The following is an 18,875-nucleotide window of genomic DNA, read 5'->3' as shown; positions in this document are numbered from 1 at the left end:
TTTATGGGGTTTATCCATTATTTGCTTACTAATTAAACAAATCTTCTACTTTAGAAAAAACTCCCTTAGCAAAGTTTATTAAATTTGATTCTGATTTTATAATGAAATCCTTTTCTCCCAATCTAACCATTGTTTCTTCATCTTCTTCAATATATATTTTTACAGGTGATTTATCTTGAATGAAATTAGAAAAATCCTCACCAAATTCTTCACTAACTAATTTATAATTATCGTTTGTATTTCCTAAAGGAGATAAAGCTTTTGTGTTTAATATATTAATCTTTATTAAAGCAATTAAAGTAACACAAAATAATACTATTAAAAATATTGTTCTAAACACTTTCTTTTTACGCAAAAAGAGCACCCCCAAAGATAATTTTATATCTTTAATGATGCTCATTAAGAATATTTTTATACATCTATTTCCTATTTAAATGTTCAGCTATTAATCTCGCAATATACTTAGCTGTGTTCATTGCCTCTTGTGTAGTATTTACATTAGCTCCACATTCTATTAATAAAGAACCATCTGATAATCCAAGATTAGGACCACATTTTGCTTTTTTATAATCTGTCCTTTGTCTTAACAAACCAGGAAATAGCTCGTTAGCTTTTGCTTCAAACTCATCCACTAATGCTTTATTAGCAGCATATCTACCACTATTTTGACCTAGTACAAACATTATTTTAGCAACATCTTCATTATTAATATTTGCAGTTACTGTCTTTTTTTGTGGACCACCATCTCTATGCAAATCTATAATCAAATCAAAATCTCCATACTTTTGTAAGTAAGACTTAACTGTATTTCCTGCCACCTCATAGCAGGTAGTAAAAGATAGATAATGATTAGTCTTATCATGTATTACTGAAATTCCATAATCATTTTCTAAAATCCTAGTTAATTCTTCACCAACACCTACTACGTTCTTACTGTTATCTACTGTATCACTAGGTCCATCTGAATACCCTTCAGTTGTATGAGTATGGTATATTAAAACTCTAGGTTTTGAATGATCTATATTTGTTTTTAAACTTTCATCATAAACTCCACTTACCTTTGACTCAGTTGGCTCTACCTTTGAAACTGATTCATCATTTAATAAAAATGGATTTACTGTTATAGATGCAATACTGGCATCTTGTTCACTAAAACCTTGCTTAAAAAAGCTTATTTCATTGTTTATTATTCCAAAATGGCTTAAATTGTTTAGTCCTAAAGCTTCCAAGCATACATTTTTTAAAGTCATACTGCTTTCATGATAATCAGATTCGTCGTAAGCCTGTTCCTCAAGCAGAGGTAATCCAAAATTTAGCATTTGCACATATGCATAGCCCCCTCTTTCACTACTAGATATTAGAACCTTATATACTCTAAATGCAAATAAGGTAATACAAGCTAATAAAACTACTATACCAATATTTATTTTAGGCCCTATCCCTGGTTTCTTTATTCCTTTTTTATACATCTCTTTCTAACCCCCTAGCCTTAAATATTATTACTTTAATATTTATATGAGGGTTTTACATAATTATTATTGTTTTATTCTAATTTAAAAATTTATTTATATCTTCCACTGTCATATTAGGTTGCAGTGCTATATTAATTCCATTCGATATAATTTTTGATAAAGAATCTATCATTAAATCAATCTCTTTTGGTGTAACTACTAAATCTCCCACAAAAGGTTCTAACACCTCTCTTATTAATGCCCCTTTTTCATTTCTATCAATATTTTTAAGCATATTAAAGAACTCTTTTCCTTCTTCTGCTTGACTTATAAAGTTATCTAATACTAAATCTATAGTATCATTAGCTATAGTTGATGCATGCACTACTGTAGGAACACCTATTGCTATCACCTTAACACCTAAAGTTTCTTCATTTATTTTCATTCTATTATTTCCAACCCCAGCTCCTGGAGATATTCCTGCATCACTTATTTGTATGGTCTTATTTACTCTTTCTACCTTTCTAGAGGCTAGTGCATCAATACAAAGTACCAAATCTGGCTTTATCTTTTCCACCAAAGACTTAATTATTTCTCCTGTTTCAATCCCTGTCACTCCTAACACACCAGGTGCTATAGCTGCTACAGGAATAACACTATCATCAATAGCCTCTGGCATAACTGTCTTTAAATGCCTTGTTACCATAATTCCTTCTACAACCTTTGGCCCTAAAGCATCAGGTGTTACCTGCCAATTTCCAAGTCCTACAACTAATGCTGTTTCATTCTCCTTTATTCCTGCTAGATTTTTCAAAGTTACTCCAAGTACCTTTGAAACACCATCCATAAGCTCTCCATCATAAGCTGTATACTCTGGAATATCTAAAGTTATATAAGTTCCTATAGGTTTTCCCATTTTGTTTGATCCATCTTCATTGGTAATTTTCACCGTAGTCACTATAGTTCCTTCCATATCTTCTTCTGTTACAATAACACCATCAATATCCGATTTATTCTGCTCTTTATAAAAATCTCTAGATTCAATAGCTAAGTCTGTTCTTACATTTAACATTACTCCACCTCATCACAATAATAGTCTCATTTGTATTTTTCCGTTTTACATAAATTTAATACTTGAATATAGAAACTTTCAATGCTATAATATGGTGTGTTGAATATGACTCGTACGCAGATTTCCCCAAAAACTGCAGAGGCCCTATAAAATTTAGAGGGGGTGAATTAAGAATGGCAAACATTAAATCAGCAAAGAAGAGAATTAAAGTTACTCAAACTAAGACTTTACAAAACAGAATGGTTAAGTCAGCGTTAAAGACTACTATAAAGAAGTTCGAAGCTGCTGTTCAAGCTAACAATGTTGAAGAAGCTAAAACTTCATTTGTAGGTGTTACTAAGGCTATAGATATGGCTGCTCAAAAGGGAGTTATCCATAAGAACATGGCTGCTAGAAAGAAGTCAAGATTAGCTGCAAAGTTAAACGCTATGGCGTAATTGTATAAACCGACCTAATTAGGTCGGTTATTTACTTTTTATAAGAAAAAAGTATTGTATAAATCCTACAATACTTTTATTTTTTTACCATTAATGTATTTAATAATAACAGTTCAAGTTCCATAGTTTTATCTATTCCACTACTTTTTAATCTGTTTTCAGTTTCTATACACAATTTAAGTAGTCCTTCTAACTGTCTTATTGAGAACTTAGAACTCAAATTAATAAGCTTCTCACATACAAATGCAGGAACTCTTAGTTCAGACATAAAATCTTCAACTCTTTTTCCTTGAGATAACCCAACCTTTATTCCATATAGTTTTTTAAACTGTAATTCAATGGATGTTATAATAAGCATATGTTGATCCGCCTTAAACAAAAGCTCATCCATAATATCTATGGCTCTTTCTATTTTTCTTTGGGATATTAAATCTACAAGATCAAATATATCCTCTTCACTTTTTGAAGGAAGTAGTTTATCTATATCTTCCTTTTTTATATCTCTTCCATTTGTATAATTAACTAGCTTATCTACTTCTCTTTTTATTATATCGAAGTTATTTTGTACCTTTTCAGCAAAATATCTTACTTCAACCTTTCCAATCTTTGCTCCAGACTCTATAAATATATCTTCTATTTTCTTATAGTATCTATCCTTTTTTAACTTATCAAATTGAACTATTGTAGTTATTTTATCTAAAGCCATTAACTTTTTATTTTTTTTAGGAGTTTCTCTCTTATCTCCAAAAACATAGTACATTACTAATAAAGTATGAGGAGGAACATCCTTCAAGTAATCTTTAATGGCATTATACATCTTTGTACCACTACTATCTGTCTTATCCTTTAAAAAATTAGCTCTATAAACTAATACAACTTTCTTTTCACTCATGAAAGGCATTGTTTCACAGGCATTTAAAATATCATCCATTGTGGTTGTTAAACCATCTAGCTTTATATAATTAAGATCTCCAAATCCATCCTCTAAAAAAGGTTTAGTTAATAAATTCACTCCATCTTTTATTAACTCTTCATCTAAGCCACAAAATACATAAGAATTTTTAATGGAGTTTTGTTTAACTTCCTTTTCAAATATATCATAAGTAATCAAAGTAATCCGCCTTTCCGACTTATATCTTAATATGTAAATATTTTATTATCAAAAATAATAAACCCTCGTACATTTCCTTCTACGAAATCTATTATATCACAATTTTCTTTTACCTTTGACCTATTATTAATCCTAAGTAAATACTCACTCCTATTAAGTTTAAGAATAAAATTCTTGTTATTACTTTTTAACTTTATATTATCAGATATTCTTATATTCTTTCCTTCTAAAATACTACTTTGAGCCAAGTTTTCTTTTTTAAGCTTTCCTATATCTATGTTTCTTTTATTAGTTACTATTGTCCTCTCTCCTCTATAAGACAATAATAAACCACCCTCCCTTAAATACTCGAACTTTAAAAATGGACTATATATGAAAATTGAAACACAGAAAAAAGAAACAATAGGAAATATAAAAAACTTTTTATATCCTTTACATATAAAATAAAAACTTATTAACATTGACATATAAATAATTGCTAAACTTTTATGAGAAATAAAACTTGTATTACTGAAAGCATATAACTCTTCTATAAGATAATCTAATAAATCTATACTCTTTAACAAAATAAAACTTAAAAAATCAAATATAAGTGGAATAAAAGAAATAATCATCCCTAGATTTCCTAATATTATTATAAAGTTTAATATAGGTATAACTAAAATATTTCCTATTAAAAACCACATAGAAAATTCTCTAAAAGCTATAATCATTACAGGTAAAGTAAAGGCTTGTGCACCAATTGATATAGCTATAGTGCTAGAAATGTATTTAGGTAACTTATATAAATATCTACTTATTTTATTAGAAAATAATATTATTCCTAAAGTTGCTCCAAAGGATAAAATAAATCCTAACTGAAATATTGCATAAGGTTTTAATAGAATTATAATTAATGCACTTAAGGATAATCCACCTAAAGGATTATAGCTTTTCCTTAAAGATATTGCTGAAGATGAACATACTATCATTATTAATGCTCTTAAAGAAGAAAATGGGATACCAGTTAAAATAACATAAAGACAACTTAAAACTATAGCAAATTTATTACCAAAAAGCTTTTTTAGAGATAAGAATATAATACTAACATGAAGACCTGAAACGCTTATTGCATGGATTATCCCTAAATTCCTCATATCATCCTTATCCTCACTATCTAAAAACTCAGAATATCCAAAAGATAAAGATGATACTAAAGCAGCTTTTCTTTGCCCTAAATTTTCTTTAAGTTTGTTGTAAACTGTTTTTCTTATAGAATAGATATTTCCTAAAATATCTTTATTAAATATTTTTTGATTCTCTATTTCTATAGTTCCAACTGTACCATCTTCTTTATTTATATCCTTCTTAAAAACTCCAGAAATATTAGCTCTATCTCCTAATTCTAAACTTTCTTTACTGTTTATTTTAACCCTCTTCCCATTGTATTCTACAATATTATAGTAGCTTTTTTCCTCTACAACCCTTACAGTTCCTATAAACTTCTCTTCTAGATTCACCCTATAATAATTAGAATTAATAACTATACCAATAATAAATAAAACAAATATTATTACAGAAAATTCTTTATTAGTATTTAGAAAAATGAATATAAAAAAGAGGCTAGCCGAAAAAAATGCTAACCATATATATTCATTAAAAATTCCATAAAAAACAGAACTCATCATAAATGATAGAGTTATATAAACAATGGGGCTTTTTACTTTTTCTATATTTTCAATAAACATAGACTTTTCACCTCATTAATTTATACTTGCCACCTTTTTTACAATTAATTCAATTATTAAATATATAACTAATATAATTACTAAGCTTATCATTTCATATAAGGTAAATGAAACACCATTAAATACTCCAAATATACCAATTGATAAAATCCATATAAAAATAGCAAAGTAAAGTAAAATATTACTTATATTAATATGAAATAATTTTGTTTTTAAATTTATAATAATATTTATTAATAAGCTACCTGTAAAGACTATTAAAAATACAATCTCACATTGATCTTTTATAATATAAGCTGCCAAAAATGTTAGCACACTACATGCTAATATTTTAAATATACTAAGACCTATCCCCTCACTCTTAAGACCAGAATTTAAAACTCCAACTGTTAAAATCGAAAAAATAACCAAATTAGTAATGAGTACAGGAATGAAATTATTCCCAACTTTATAATCAATTAATGATATAAGATTTAATGATATTAGCTGAGACAATAAAAAAATTAATGTTATTTTTTCACATGAATATAGGTTTTTCATAAAACTTTGTGATACATCAAAAAGATTTAAAAATTTATTCAAGTAATTATCTTTTATAAATAAGTCCGAAACTTTTTTTACTATCTCTGGTGCTTTCCCCTTGCTTATCCCTACTTTAGCTATACCTAAAAAAGATAAATCTCCTAAGGTTTCACCTGCAACCCCTACCTTATAACCATCCTGATTAAATAACCCTACTATTTTACTTTTTATTTCAGGATTTACCCTGGAAAATATTTTAGCTTTAGACAGAACTCCAATTAGCTCTTCTTTAGATAAGGAGTCTAATTCTATTCCTGAAATAACCAAGGATGGGTCTGATATTAGTCTAGTTTTTTGTCCTATAGCAGTTGCTGCTATTTTATTGTCATCTGTAAACAGTATAGGTATTATTCCTCTTTGTTTTATACTAAGAATTTGTTTGTCCACATCCTCAATAATAGGATTTTCTAATGCAACTATTCCAACAAACACCAAATTACTTTCAACATTCTCTGAAATGGAAGGTTGATAATTAAAACTTCTATAGGCAACTCCCTGTGTTTTAAGACCTTCTACAGAATAATTAAAATCCAAGGCTTTTATCATATTGATATCTTCATTTGTAATTTCTTTTTCTAAACCATCTATCATTATATGCGTACATCTCTCAAGTACCTTGTCTACATCTCCCTTTATATTTGCTCTATACCCCTTTTTAGATTTATTTAAAGTTGTTAACATTCTTTTATCAGAATCCATAGGTACTTCAAATATTCTTTTATTCTTACTATCTAATAAAGATTTATATATTCTATTATTAGAAGCAAAACGTATGTATGCAATTTCACTTAAATCACCACTACCATCATCTGCTTCAATATTATAAGTAGAGTTATTACATAATAAAAGAATATCCATAAGTCTATTAATATTAATATCTTTTTTATAATCTATTTTATCAATATCATATAACTTATTATTTGATACTATTCCCTTAACAACCATCTTGTTTAAAGTTATTGAACCTACCTTATCTAAAAATAATATTTCTAAATCTTTTACCAACTCTAAGGTAGATGTATTAATAAGCTCAATACCCTCATTATTAAGATCTTTTTTCAATATATAAATATATGTATTTAATATTAATTCTATAGGTATAATTCCTAATAAAAATAATAAAACAGATATAATTTCTTTATTTAATAGATAGATCACAAGAGTTACAAAGGATATTAATAGGTATAATTTATTAATATTCTTATCTAACATAGATTTAAGAGTGTTCTTATTACTATTAGCATAATTCATTGCAGTTAAAAGTTTACCAAGCTGAGTGTTATTCCCTGTAGATATTACTATACCTGCACCTTCACCTTCTTTTATAACTGTTCCCTTAAACAGGATATTTTTCATCTCACTAATAGATGATACTTCTCCACCTATCTTACTCTCATACTTGTCCTTTAAAAAGTTCTCTCCAGTTACATTCTTCTCATCAACTTTAATATTATGAGCTCTAATGACTCTCATATCAGCTGCTATAAGTGATCCTTTTCTTACATAAACTATATCTCCAACAACCAACTCTTCTGCTTTAACAACTTTTTCAACACCATCTCTAAGTACAGAAACAGTTGTATAATTTATATTTTGTAAAAATTCAACTTGCTTTTTCTTCTGGTAAATATTTAACCACCTTAAGAAAATATTTGTGAACAATATAATAGTAACAAATAATGCTAGTACATAATTTTTATTCACTAAAAGAAATATATCTATAAATAAACAAATAAATAAATATATACTTATTAGTTCTTTTATGTATGAAAAAATCCCACTGCTTCCAAGTGGTAACTTTATTTCATTATCTCCATATACTTGTCTTCTTTTAGGAACTAATTCCTCTAATAGTCCTTTATGTATATCACTACTTAATTTTTCAATAATAAACTTCCATGTATTGTTATAATAGAAATGCAAATTTCCTCCCCCAATCCCTAGAAAATTAATTTCTTTAGTAAGCTATAATATAACTATACACATAAATAAAAGACGAGGATAGTCTTTTTTCCTCATCTCTTGTCATTTTACTTTTTAGTTTTAGGATTAAATATAACTGCCATTATATATCCAAAAAAGATTGCAGCTGTTATTCCTCCTGCAGTGCCTGTTATGCCTCCAATAAACGCTCCTAATAATCCTGATTCATCTACTGCTTTCATAGCAGACTTTGCTAAGGTATTTCCAAACCCAGGTAATGGAATAGTTGCCCCTGCTCCCCCAAAATCAACTATCTTATCATATATTCCAAAGGCACCAAGTATAGTACCTAAAGTTACAAATATAACTAAAATTCTAGCTGGAGTAAGCTTGGTAGTGTCCATTAATATCTGAGCTACAACACATATTAATCCTCCAACAACAAACGCCTTAATAAATTCCAAAGAAAACCATCTCCTTATTGATTCATTTCAATAGCAACAGCATGAGCAATTCCTGGAATACTCTCTCCTTGAAGAGAAGAAGTTGTACTCATTAACGCTCCTGTTGATACTAATAAAACACTCTTTATTTCTTTTCTCATTAATTTCTTATATAAGTATCCTGAAGCAACTACAGCAGAACATCCACATCCACTTCCACCTGCATCAGTATTTTGTGCTTCACTATTAAATATAATATCTCCACAATCAATATGGTTATCTCTCATATCATATCCATATTCTAACAAAAGCTTATCAGTCATTTGTTTTCCTACTCTGCCAAGGTCACCAGTTGCAATGATATCATAATCCTTGGGTGTTTTCCCCGTATCTTTAAAGTGTTTATAAATTGTATCTACTGCTGCTGGTGTCATTGCTGCTCCCATATTGTTAGCATCCATAACACCATAATCTTTTACAAGACCTGTTGTAACATATCTTACCTCTGGAAAATCTCCTTCTTTTCCTAAAACCATAGCTCCTGCACCTGTTACAGTCCATTGAGCTGTTTGAGATCTTTGAGCTCCATACTCTAAAGGAAATCTAAATTGTCTTTCAGCTGCACTAAAATGTGAAGATGTTGCTGCTACAACGTAATCTGCAAAGCCTCCATCCATAATTAATGATGCCAAACTTAAAGATTCTGACATTGTTGAACAGGCTCCATAAAGGCCAAAGAAAGGTATTTCAAATTCTCTTGCGGCAAAGCTTGATGATATTATTTGATTTAATAAATCTCCTGCAAATAAATAATTTATATCACTCTGTTGTAATCCTGCCCTTTTTATAGATTCTTTTATTGCATTAAACATCATATCGCTTTCTGCTTTTTCATAACTATCTTTTCCACATGTATCATCATTTAATACTTCATCAAAGTATGTCTTTAATGGTCCTTGCCCTTCCTTAGGACCTACCACAGAATAAGTTGAAATTATTTTAGGAGGATGAGATAACTCTATAGTTTGTGTCCCTCTTCTTTTAATTGATTGCATGCCCATTTCAATACCTCCTCTTTAAAGTTTAGTAATTATATAATAAACAATTCCTACAATAACTGATGATCCAATTCCATAAACCAAAACTGGTCCAGCAATGGTAAACATTTTTGCAGCAACTCCAAAAACAAAACCTTCCTTTTTGAATTCAATGGCCGGTGCTACTATAGCATTAGAAAATCCAGTTATAGGCACTACTGTTCCCGCACCAGCATAAGCTGCAATTTTATCGTATATTCCAACACCTGTAAGTAATGCTCCTAAGAAAACCATACAAATTGATGTTATAGCTCCTATCTCATCCTTTGAAAAATCATAATTCTTTAAAACAGTCATTATAATTTGACCTAAATCACATATTAATCCTCCAACTAAAAATGCTCTTATACAATTTTTTACTATCTGTGGTTTAGGTTCTACTTCCTTCTCTAAGGTCTGAAACCTTTGAATAATACTTCTTTCTCTCACCATAAATTGTCACACTCCTTTTAGAATTGCTACTCATAGTATTTGTAAAAAATCCATTCTAAATCAGAAAGTTTATGGTAAAATAACCACTATTACTAACCTTTGTCCTTTTTTTGTGAATATGTTATCATAAAAATAATAGAATAAGCTTATTTGCTTTAATATTGAAAATCTAAATTTTAAAGGAGGTAGTTATGAAGAAAAAAGTCTTCACTTTATTTTTGAGTATATTTTTTGTATTTAATATATCCTCAAGAGCTTTTGCTACAAAAGAATTAGATCAAAACAGAAGTGATTTTAATGAAATTTCATCCTCTCTAAAAGATATAGATAATGAAATTTCAAAACTAAATGATGAAATATATAGCATTGAAAAAGATATAAAGAATAACGAACTTGAAATACAAAAAACAAAAAAAGAAATACAAACTATCGAAAATAAAATAGAGAGTTTAAAAATAGAAATATCAGAAAATGAGGAGATTCTTTCTCATAGAATAAGAGAAATGTATAAGAACGGTAGTACTGCGAATATTACAGTTTTACTATCATTACTAGAATCTAATAGTTTTTCTGAAATGTCAGACAGGCTTTACGCCTATCAATCTATAATTAAAATGGATAAAAAACTTATAGAAGATAATAAAACAAAAATGTCAGAACTTGAAAAATCTTCAGAATCTATTAAGCATAAACAAGAAAATCTTCAAGCTATAAATGAAGATATTAATAAAAAACTTTCTTTAACTAACGAAAAGAAATCTGAAGTTGATAAAAAAAGGGCAGACTTATTAAATGAAAAAGAGAAGATTGCTAATAAGATAAAAGAAAATGAAGAAAAGTTAATCTCTCATCAATTATCTGTAGTTTATTCAGATAATCCTACTTATAGCCAACTTAATGACGCAATTGTTAATTTAAAAGGATTATTACCACAGATATCTACCGCTTCTGTAAAATCAAAAATAAATTCCGCTATATCAGAAGCACAATATAAATTATCATTAATGAACAATAATTCTAATTCATCAAACGATGATAACAATACTTCTTATAAAGCAACTTATGAAATGGAAGCAACTGCTTATTATGGTCACGGAATTACTGCTATGGGTACAAAACCTGTTAGAGACCCTAATGGACTAAGTACAGTAGCTGTAGATAAGACTGTTATTCCCTTAGGTAGTAAATTATATATTCCTGGGTATGGCTATGCTATAGCAGCAGATACTGGTGGAGCAATTAAACAAATGAAAATAGACTTGTTTATGAATACAAGAGAAGAATGTTATGCCTTTGGAAGAAGAAAGGTTACCGTTCATGTAATTGCTTATCCAGGAGAGTGGTAAAAAGTTGTAGCGGAGTCACATCAAAACAAATATCCACCCCACCCGTACTAAAGGTAAGGAAAATATAAAATTACTATCCTTTATTTTATATTTTTTAATATGAAAATGTAATAATACCTTTGATTTATAGCTAATACAATTTTTATAACTTGTCTAGACAGTAAAAAAAGGTTGTCGCTTTTAGCAACAACCTTTTTTAATCCTGTAACTTATCTCTCATTACATTTAAAACTTTCTTTTCAATTCTAGATACCTGAACTTGGCTTATTCCTAGCATTTTTGCTACTTGCACTTGAGTTTTATCTTTAAAATATCTAAGCATAATTATTTGTCTAGACTTCTCATCTAGAGACCTTAATGCTTCCTTAAGTGCAATTTTATCAATCATATCGTTATCTTCCACACCTTTTTCACTTAACTTATCTATAAGCAATACAGGTGCTCCATCATCTTGGTGTATCGTATCATATAAGTATTGTAAACTAGATGCTGATTCAACAGCAAAAACTAAATCTTCTTTTTCTATACCTGAATACTCAGATAATTCCTCAATTGTTGGTTCTCTGTCTAGCTGTTTTGTTAATTCTTCCTTATCGAAATGAATCTTTCTTGCAAGACTTTTAATATTTCTACTTACTTTTATCATCCCGTCATCTCTTAGAAATCTTTTAATTTCTCCTACAATCATTGGAACTGCATAAGTAGAAAATTTCACATTAAATGATGCATCAAAGTTTTTTATTGCTTTGACTAACCCTATAGAGCCAATTTGAAATATATCTTCATAATCATATCCTCTATTTAAAAACTTTTTACTTAATGAAGATACAAGCGGAAGGTTCATTTCTATAAGTCTATTCATAGCTACTTCATCTCCAGCCTTAGCTAATGGAAGTAGCTGAGAGTTATCATCATAATTGTATTCCTCTCGTTTAAAATTCCCTTTCTCCATCTTTTTTTCACCTAACTTACTGAATCAAATTTCTTCTTTAATACCACCCTTGTACCTCTTCCTTCTTGACTTTCAACTTGAAGGCTATCCATAAATGTTTCCATTACGGTGAAACCCATCCCTGATCTTTCCAAATCTGGTCTAGATGTAAATAATGGTTCTCTAGCTTGACTTACATCCTTAATTCCTTTACCATTATCTGAAATAATTATAGTTATGTCATTACCTGACAACATTGCTTCTATAACAACTATTCCATCCTTTTTATTTTCATATCCATGAATTATAGAGTTTGTAACAGCTTCTGATACTGCTGTTTTTACATCTGTAATTTCTTCTATTGTTGGATCTAGTTGAGAAACAAATGCTGCTATTGCTACTCTTGCAAAGCCCTCATTTTGGGACTTACTTTCAAATTCAATTTTTATTTTATTATCATACATGAAAACCCCTCCATCAAATGCACTTCAATGCTTCATCAACATCTCTATAGTGATTGATAATTTTAAATAACCCAGACAATTCAAATACTCTGTTAACTCCTCTACTTACATCAACAACGCACAGAGCACCACCTCTAGACGTCATCTTTTTAAATCTTCCAACAACTACTCCTATACCGGAACTATCCATGAATGTTACTCCACCAAAGTTTAAAATTAATCTTTGAGCATTTTCTCTTTCTATTCTATCATCTATCTTTGCTCTTACTTCTTCTGCACTATGATGATCTAATTCTCCAATTAAGCTTGCTATTAGCGTATTATTACTTTTTTCAAACTTTAGATACATATATAATTTACTCTAAAGATTTCCTTAGAGTACTTCACCTCCTCCTCAGGCCCTTTTTCCATATTTTAGCATATATAATTATGTTAAGTCAATGTTTACATGTAATTTTATTCCTATTTTCTGTAATATAATATATTTTAATAATAAAATCTTTATTTTTCACATTGTTATACCATTATATCCCTACAGATGTTTCGACTTTCTCTATTTCTATTGTCACATTTATTATTTAACATATATATATATACTAACATTTCTTATTAAAAAGGATTGTATCAAAAACAAAGAACATTTTTAATACAATCCCTTTAAATGTTTCTATTTAGATTTCCCCTTATACTTCTCAACTTCTTTTTCTATTATCTTAAATAAATCCTTATATGATGTTTTATTGTCTAACATCATAACTTCTATAGCATCCTGTAAATTCTCCATTGTATAAATATGGAACTCACCTTTTTCTATAGCTTCTTCAACTTCCTTGTTAAGAACTAAATCCTCACTATTAGCTGCAGGAATTAATACCCCCTTATCTTTGGTATTATCTAATAGTTTGCAAACCTTGTAGAATCCCTCTATCTTTTCATTTACTCCACCTATAGCTTGAACCTCTCCAAATTGATTTATAGACCCTGTAACTGCAATATTTTGCTTTATTCCAACCTTACTTAACGATGAAAGTATACAAAGTATTTCTGCAACTGAGGCACTATCGCCATCTATTTGTCCATAGGTTTGCTCAAAGCTTAAATGAAAATCTACAGGCAACTTTTCATAAGGAATTATTAAATTACTTAGCAATCCACTTAAGATATTTATAGATTTTTCATGGATACTTCCTGACATGTTACTTTCCTTTTGAATATCTAATATCTTACCTTCACCTTTACATGCTACACAGGTAAGTCTCATAGGTTTTCCAAAAGTAAAATATCCAGAACTTAATACAGCAAGTCCATTTATAGCTCCAACTTTCTCGCCACTTAGTGTTAAAATTATCTTACTATCTTCATACATCTCTAGTATCTCATCTTCAATTAAGGACTTTTCATATGCAACATTTCTTATGTCCTTATCAGATATAATTTCTCTACCATCTAGTTCAACAATATTATTTGCTAATATAAGAAGTCTATCTATATTTTTATCTTCAATACATATCTTTCCTCTACACTCTGCCACCCTAGATAAATATTTTATTATTTCTTTTATTGCATCATCACTTACTTTGTTTATATAATACTTTTTTCCTCTATCCAAAATATAATCTTTTAAAACTTTTCCTTTTATAGGTTGATTCTTCACATAATTAGAAAACTCAACTCTTATTGGAAATAATGATTTAAAATCATCATCTGCATTATATAAAATATCATAGCTCTCATAGTCGCCAATTAAAATCACCTTTACATTTACAGGCACAGCTTTAGGTTTAACTCCATTAATGGAGATAATGTCTAGATATCCTCTAGATGAATCTATATTTACCTTTCCAGACATTAAGGTCTTTTTCAAATAATAATAACTATAATTATTCATTGCCAATTGATTTAATCTAATTATGATACATCCTTCGTTAGCTTGAAGCATTGAGCCAGGACTTATTAAAGATAAATCAGTTGAGTAAAGTCCATTATGATTCTCATATTCTATATTTCCAAATAAATTAGTCACATTTGGATCTTCTTCATAAATAACTCTAGGATTCTTATTATTTGTGTTATCTACCAATACTGATATATCATACTTATCTAATACTTCATTAATATCCGACTCATCATCCTCTACATTCATAGTATAGCAATCAACTAGTTCTTTCTCTATACTATAAAATACCTTTTCAAGATATTCATAAGCATCATCATCATCTATGAAATTCAATAAGCAATCTTCTTTTTCATCTTCCATTTCTATATCCATGAATTCAGCATATATACCTTTTAGCTTCTTCATAGAAGTAATCTCTATATCCTTAAGTTTCTCCAAAACAACTTCTGCCTTTTTCTTTAAATTAGATGCCTTTAAAACTATAGAATCCTTATCTTCTTCTGATAATTCGTCATATTCCTTTTCTGTCATTGCTTCTCCTTCTTTTAAAGGAATAAAAGCAAAGCCTCCATTAGTGGCCTTAACATCGAAGCCGTCTATTTTAGCCATCTCCATTAATTCACCAATATAGTTTGTTCTTTTGCTATGAACTTCATCTATAATTCTATCTTTTTCTGATTCAGAAGATGTATTATAAAACTCCATAGCCACCTCATAATAACTATTCTTAATATTCTCTATAGTTTCTTTTAATTTAGCACCCTTTCCATTAGTTAAAAAAATAGGCTCTGGTCTCTTAGGATCATTTATAGTAACGTAACAAATATCCTTTGGTGCTTCTGCACTTTTGTACAATTTTTCTATAAACTTAGTTAAATTTTCCAACTTATCCTTAGAGAAGGAGTCTATTATATATAAGTTATAACCTTCTTCATCAATACTGATAGCTCTCTTTATTTTTTCATAAGCAGAGGTTATTTCGGGAATATCCTTGAGTCTAATTTTATTATCATCACCCTCATTTAAGTCCACTTTAAATAGTACCTCATTTGGAGTTAACTCTCTCTTCATTTTAATTGCCCACTTTAGAAACTGCTATATTCTACAGTATTACTCAAGTAGTTCCCTCCTTTATTTAGTAGTCTACTATATTAGTATTCTTAATGAGGTAATTTAGATATCAATTTATCAAATATTTTTATATCATTTTATTTTACTCATCAATTCTTGAACGTCTTTATCTCCTCTTCCTGATAAATTAACTATTATATAATCCTCTTTATTTTTATTATTAGCATACTTTAAAGCATATGATACTGCATGTGAACTTTCAATTGCAGGTATGATTCCCTCAAGTCTTGATAGTATTTTAAATACTTCTAAAGCTTCTTCATCTGTACATGGTACATATTTTGCTCTTCCAATATCTTTAAGATATGCATGCTCTGGCCCTACCCCTGGGTAATCTAGCCCTGCAGATATAGAATATACTTCTCTTGCTTCACCTTTTTCGTCAACTATACATTTTGTTTTCATTCCATGTACTACTGCATCTTTTCCATTTCTCATAGTTGCTGCACTTAAATCAGTATCTACGCCTTTACCAGCTGCTTCAACTCCTATTAACTCTACATTTTCTTCTTCTATAAACTCTGCAAAAGCTCCTATTGCATTACTTCCTCCACCAACACAAGCTATAACAGCTACTGGTAACTTTCCTTCTGCATCAAGTCCTTGCCTTTTAGCTTCAATACTTATAATCTTTTGAAATTCTTTTACCATTGCTGGATATGGATGTGGCCCAACAGCTGATCCTAAAACATAAAATGTATTATCTACATCTTTAACCCATTCCTCTATTGCTAAATCAACAGCTTCCTTTAAAGTTCTTGTGCCTTTTGTAGCAGCTACTACTTTTGCTCCTAAAAGCTCCATTCTAAATACATTAAGAGCTTGTCTTCTCATATCCTCTTCACCCATGTAAATAGTACAATCCATACCCATTAATGCTGCAACTGTAGCTGTTGCAACACCATGCTGACCTGCCCCAGTTTCAGCTATTACTTTTTTCTTTCCCATTCTTTTTGCTAATAACATTTGCCCCAAAACATTATTTATTTTATGAGCCCCTGTATGGTTTAAATCTTCTCTTTTTAAATAAATTTTACAGCCCCCAACATAATCTGTAAGCCTTTGTGCAAAATATAAAGGATTTTCTCTACCAACATATTGTTTTAAATAATAATTGTATTCTTCCTTAAAATTAGGATCATCCTTATATTTTATAAATGCCTCCTCTAAAGAATCTAATGCCTTCAATGCATTTTCTGGGACATATTGTCCGCCATACTTTCCATAGTATTTTTCCATTTTTCTTTCCTCCCCAAATTTATTGCATATAATAAAAAAATCGCCAAGGCGACTGTGGAGCCGTCGATTTTTTTCAGCCATACCACAGGTTCCAAAACTTGCTTTTGGCGTTCTGCGGTGGCACTATAATTTTTAACGTCTTAACATATTCTCACCACTGAAACCCTGTATCCATAAAGATTTGCTACTAAGAATTCTTTATACTTTTCCTAGACGTTAAAAAGAGCCTATCATCCTGTTGGGACGATAGACTCGTGGTGCCACCCATATTTAGAAACAATTTTATTGTTTCCCTCTTTTTAGATACAACTTAATATTTTATATCCTATCAATGTAACGTTTGAAAACGGCTAAGCTACTCTTATAAAATAATTTCACATCGCATCTACCAAAGCCCATTCCTTAAAAGCTCCTGCTCCGTACCTTTCACCAAACGACGGCTCGCTTAACCATTTACCTATAAGTACTTTCTTCGGTTGCTGATTTTTACTTTATTTTCTATTATTATATTAATTTAACAAAAATTTTGCAACTACTTTTTAAAATAATGATAATTGCTCTATTTCTGTCTCTCTAAATGAAGATATACTTACCCCTATTAATCTTAGCTCATCTTTTAAATCTTCTAGCTCCAAAAGTTCTCTACATACAGAATAAATATCTTCACTTTTATAAATATATTTATTTAAAGTTTTACTTCTTGTATGATTTTCAAATTCTCCAGTTTTATATTTTAAAGTTATAGTCTTTCCCATCATATTTTTACTAGCTAATATTCTACTAACTTCTTCTGAAAAGTCTTTTAAGTAAACTAATAACTCATCTTTATCTGATGTGTTAAACTTTAAAGTTCTTTCTTTTCCTACAGATTTTCTTTCCCTAGTTACTTTTACTTCCCTGTCATCTAACCCTCTAATTCTATTATAAATTTCTATACCTGACTTTCCTAAATAGCTATGGAAAAACTCTCTAGGAAGTAAATATAAATCCTGAACAGTAAATATCCCCATATTATTTAGTTTTCCAACTGATTTTTTTCCTAAGCCATGTATTTTAGAAATAGATAAAGGTAGTAAAATATCTGGAATCATATCTTTCCTTATTTCCATAATTCCGTTTGGTTTATTCCAATCAGATGCAAGCTTTGCTAAAAATTTGTTATATGAAATACCTATAGACAGATTTAATCCTATTTCCTTTTTTACCCTATCCTTTATGTATAACGCTACTCTTTTTCCATCCTTAAAATCAGTATCTGTTATATCCAGAAAAGCCTCATCTATAGATAAAGGTTCTATAACTGGTGTTATTTCTTTAAAAATATCAAAAATTTTATTAGAAATCTCTTTATATCTGCCATATCTTACGGGTAAAAATATCCCCATTGGACATTTGCTTCTAGCCATAAATCCAGGCATAGCTGAATGTACACCATATTTTCTTGCCTCATAAGAGCATGTAGAAACTACACCTCTCTCACTTACTCCTCCTACAATTACAGGCTTTCCTCTTAGGCTTGGGTTATCTAATTGTTCTACAGATGCAAAGAATGCATCCATATCAACATGCAAAATTATTCTATCCATAAGTTA

General features: G+C 29.4%; 17 protein-coding genes. 2 read left to right on the top strand and 15 right to left on the bottom strand.

The features are described from left to right. Positions 1–28 precede the first annotated feature (28 nt). The 3 genes from KIB46_RS09655 to gpr form a co-directional block, all read right to left on the bottom strand. On the bottom strand, positions 29–355 hold the full coding sequence (locus KIB46_RS09655) for a hypothetical protein (protein WP_291671558.1): 327 nt from the start codon (positions 353–355) through the stop codon (positions 29–31). Between the two features lie 64 nt (positions 356–419). Continuing rightward, positions 420–1,469: a stage II sporulation protein P gene (locus tag KIB46_RS09650; RefSeq protein ID WP_156563279.1), complete on the bottom strand. Its 1,050-nt coding sequence runs from the start codon at positions 1,467–1,469 to the stop codon at positions 420–422. Between the two features lie 79 nt (positions 1,470–1,548). Then, positions 1,549–2,523, bottom strand: a complete 975-nt coding sequence (gene gpr / locus KIB46_RS09645) for a GPR endopeptidase (protein ID WP_156563280.1) — start codon at positions 2,521–2,523, stop codon at positions 1,549–1,551. Positions 2,524–2,696: 173 nt separating this feature from the next. On the opposite strand from gpr, the gene rpsT reads away from it, so the two are divergent. After that, the gene (rpsT, locus tag KIB46_RS09640; protein ID WP_156563281.1) at positions 2,697–2,960 is read left to right on the top strand and encodes a 30S ribosomal protein S20; all 264 of its coding nucleotides are present in this window, start codon (positions 2,697–2,699) and stop codon (positions 2,958–2,960) included. A 76-nt stretch (positions 2,961–3,036) separates the two neighbouring features. Here the strand turns inward: rpsT and holA are convergent, their stop codons facing one another. From holA to spoVAC, 6 genes are all read right to left on the bottom strand, one after another. Next, on the bottom strand, positions 3,037–4,071 hold the full coding sequence (holA, locus tag KIB46_RS09635) for a DNA polymerase III subunit delta (protein WP_291671557.1): 1,035 nt from the start codon (positions 4,069–4,071) through the stop codon (positions 3,037–3,039). A 26-nt stretch (positions 4,072–4,097) separates the two neighbouring features. After that, positions 4,098–5,798, bottom strand: a complete 1,701-nt coding sequence (locus KIB46_RS09630) for a ComEC/Rec2 family competence protein (protein ID WP_291671556.1) — start codon at positions 5,796–5,798, stop codon at positions 4,098–4,100. A 15-nt stretch (positions 5,799–5,813) separates the two neighbouring features. Beyond that, the gene (locus KIB46_RS09625; RefSeq protein WP_291671555.1) at positions 5,814–8,303 is read right to left on the bottom strand and encodes an HAD-IC family P-type ATPase; all 2,490 of its coding nucleotides are present in this window, start codon (positions 8,301–8,303) and stop codon (positions 5,814–5,816) included. A gap of 107 nt (positions 8,304–8,410) precedes the next feature. Continuing rightward, the gene (gene spoVAE / locus KIB46_RS09620; protein ID WP_291671554.1) at positions 8,411–8,767 is read right to left on the bottom strand and encodes a stage V sporulation protein AE; all 357 of its coding nucleotides are present in this window, start codon (positions 8,765–8,767) and stop codon (positions 8,411–8,413) included. A gap of 14 nt (positions 8,768–8,781) precedes the next feature. After that, positions 8,782–9,807: a stage V sporulation protein AD gene (gene spoVAD, locus KIB46_RS09615; protein WP_156563286.1), complete on the bottom strand. Its 1,026-nt coding sequence runs from the start codon at positions 9,805–9,807 to the stop codon at positions 8,782–8,784. A gap of 15 nt (positions 9,808–9,822) precedes the next feature. Next, entirely contained in the window at positions 9,823–10,275 is a 453-nt protein-coding gene (gene spoVAC, locus KIB46_RS09610) for a stage V sporulation protein AC (protein WP_156563287.1), read from the bottom strand. Between the two features lie 191 nt (positions 10,276–10,466). Here spoVAC and KIB46_RS09605 point away from each other — a divergent pair, with 191 nt between their 5' ends. Then, positions 10,467–11,621 carry a 3D domain-containing protein gene (locus KIB46_RS09605; protein ID WP_291671553.1) on the top strand — a complete coding sequence of 385 codons (1,155 nt, stop codon included), beginning with the start codon at positions 10,467–10,469 and terminating at the stop codon, positions 11,619–11,621. A 196-nt stretch (positions 11,622–11,817) separates the two neighbouring features. Here KIB46_RS09605 and sigF read toward each other — a convergent pair whose 3' ends face one another. The 6 genes from sigF to KIB46_RS09575 form a co-directional block, all read right to left on the bottom strand. Further along, the gene (gene sigF, locus KIB46_RS09600; protein WP_027099555.1) at positions 11,818–12,573 is read right to left on the bottom strand and encodes an RNA polymerase sporulation sigma factor SigF; all 756 of its coding nucleotides are present in this window, start codon (positions 12,571–12,573) and stop codon (positions 11,818–11,820) included. Positions 12,574–12,584: 11 nt separating this feature from the next. Continuing rightward, positions 12,585–13,016: an anti-sigma F factor gene (gene spoIIAB, locus KIB46_RS09595; RefSeq protein WP_027099554.1), complete on the bottom strand. Its 432-nt coding sequence runs from the start codon at positions 13,014–13,016 to the stop codon at positions 12,585–12,587. A 13-nt stretch (positions 13,017–13,029) separates the two neighbouring features. Beyond that, positions 13,030–13,365 carry an anti-sigma F factor antagonist gene (gene spoIIAA / locus KIB46_RS09590; RefSeq protein ID WP_156563288.1) on the bottom strand — a complete coding sequence of 112 codons (336 nt, stop codon included), beginning with the start codon at positions 13,363–13,365 and terminating at the stop codon, positions 13,030–13,032. Positions 13,366–13,683: 318 nt separating this feature from the next. Further along, positions 13,684–15,984 carry an AAA family ATPase gene (locus KIB46_RS09585; RefSeq protein WP_291671552.1) on the bottom strand — a complete coding sequence of 767 codons (2,301 nt, stop codon included), beginning with the start codon at positions 15,982–15,984 and terminating at the stop codon, positions 13,684–13,686. A 132-nt stretch (positions 15,985–16,116) separates the two neighbouring features. Continuing rightward, positions 16,117–17,283: a tryptophan synthase subunit beta gene (trpB, locus tag KIB46_RS09580; protein WP_291671551.1), complete on the bottom strand. Its 1,167-nt coding sequence runs from the start codon at positions 17,281–17,283 to the stop codon at positions 16,117–16,119. Positions 17,284–17,822: 539 nt separating this feature from the next. Then, positions 17,823–18,869 (bottom strand): DNA polymerase IV, encoded by a 1,047-nt coding sequence (locus KIB46_RS09575; protein WP_291671550.1) that lies wholly within the window; start codon positions 18,867–18,869, stop codon positions 17,823–17,825. Between the last annotated feature and the right edge of the window lie 6 nt (positions 18,870–18,875).

This window comes from Clostridium sp. (assembly GCF_018372875.1).
Classification (GTDB): Bacteria; Bacillota; Clostridia; order Clostridiales; family Clostridiaceae; genus Clostridium.
This window is presented reverse-complemented; position numbering and strand designations above follow the sequence as displayed.